General features: G+C 38.9%; 1 protein-coding gene. It reads left to right on the top strand.

From position 1 onward, the window contains the following. Window positions 1-2064 (top strand): AAA family ATPase (locus tag H6S82_RS30645; protein WP_191057285.1); only part of this gene is annotated, 2064 nt, incomplete at both ends.

The raw sequence follows: 2064 nt of genomic DNA, 5'->3' as shown, positions 1-2064 counted from the left end.
AATTATTGATGTAATTCCCGAAGTTGAAAAAATTATTGGGAGACAGCCTGCCGTACCGCAAATGGGCCCAACTGAATCCCAAAATCGCTTCAATCGGGTGTTTCAAAAATTTATTCAGGTATTTACAAAACCAGAACACCCGCTAGTCATATTCTTAGATGATTTACAGTGGGCAGATTCGGCTTCTCTGAAGTTGATTCAGAGCATCATGACCGACTCGGATATCAAATATCTATTGACGATCGGCGCGTATAGAGACAACGAAGTAAATCCAACTCATCCTACCATTCAAACTATAGAGAAAATTCAACAAGCTGGGACATCGGTCAGTAATATCGTCCTACAACCTCTAAATTTATCTCACGTCAGCGAACTATTAGTCGATACCCTCGATCGAGGAAAAACTTTACCCAATCGCCTGTACCCACTAGCAGAACTACTTTTCAACAAAACTCAGGGTAATCCCTTCTTCTTAACGCAGCTGCTGCAAACTCTTTATGCCGAAAAACTATTGCATTTCGACTTCAGCGAAGGGCGATGGCTTTGGGACATAGAACAAATTCAAAGTATTGGAATTACCGATTACAATGTCGTCGAACTCGTTGCTAGAAATATTCAAAAATTATCTGATAACGCAATTAATATTTTAAAATTAGCTGCCTGCATTGGCAATCAATTTAATTTAGATGTGCTTGCCATTGTCAATGAGAAATCTGTTATAGAAACTGCCAACGATTTGTGGGAAGCACTGCAAGCAGGTCTAATTCTGCCTCTAAGCAATACCTACAAAATTCCTCTGGCGATTCGTCAAGAGTCATCAGTGATAAGTCATTTGGAAATGACTAATGATCGAGAACAAATCTCAATTAGCTACAAGTTTCTCCATGACAGAGTTCAGCAAGCAGCTTATTCGCTGATTCTGGACGATCGCCAGAAAGCAACTCACCTGAAAATTGGTCAACTGTTGTTGCACAAAACATCTAAATACGCGCTAGAAGAAAATATCTTTGATATTGTCAACCAGCTAAATATCGGTGTTGAACTGCTGGTCAAACAAGCAGAAAAATATGAACTGGCAAAACTTAATTTAATCGCTGGCAAAAAAGCAAAGTCAGCCACTGCAATAGAAGCCGCTGTTAAGTATTTAAATGTAGGTTTGGAACTTCTGCCAGAGTCGAGTTGGGATACCGATTATAACCTTACGCTTGATTTGTATGTAGAAGCGGTGGAAGCTGAATATCTCAATACCAACTACGAAAGAGGAGCGGCACTTTCTGAAGTAGTTCTCCACAAAGCTAAAACTCTGCTAGAAAAAGTTCCAGTATATGAAACAAAAATCCTGTTTTATATATCTCAAAATCATTTGCAAGAAGCCATAGATACAGCATTGCAAGTTCTGCAAATGCTTGGTGTGCGGTTGCCGAATCGACCGGGAAATCTCAATGTTATTGTTGCTCTAATTCAGACCAAATTAATTTTGGGAAGAAAACGCATAGAAAATTTAAGTAAACTTCCAGAAATGACAGATGCTTCTAAGCTGGCAGCCATGCGAATTTTGAAGAGCGTCGCTGCGCCTGCGTTTATTGCAAATCCGGCAATAGGATTACTGGTTATTTTAACGATGGTAAACCTTTCTATTAAATACGGTAATTCGTCTGTTGCCGCGTTTGCCTATGTTTTTTATGGCATGATTTTGTGTGGTGCGTTAGGAGATATCGATTCTGGATATAAATTCGGTCAACTGGCTTTAAGCGTGTTGGATCGGTTTGATGCCTATGCTCTGAAAGCCAAAGTTATCAGTATGATTAACGGTTATATTATCCCGTGGAAAACCCATGCAAAAGAAACTATAGAACCTTTGACAGAAGCAATTCATAGCGGACTGGAAACTGGAGATATAGAATATGCCGGTTATAGTGCAACAACATATTGCCTAGCAGTATTATTTACGGGCGAACATTTGGAAAATGTCGCTCAAAAATATAAGCAATATATTGAATTAATGTCGAGGATAAAGCAGGAATTTTTGATAAACTATAAAAAGATTTGGAAGCAATTCGCATT

The sequence above is a fragment of the Planktothrix sp. FACHB-1355 genome (genome assembly GCF_014748295.1).
Classification (GTDB): domain Bacteria; phylum Cyanobacteriota; class Cyanobacteriia; order Cyanobacteriales; family Aerosakkonemataceae; genus Aerosakkonema; species Aerosakkonema funiforme_A.
Note: the sequence above shows the minus strand (reverse complement) of the source record. Positions and strands in the feature narration are given on the sequence as shown.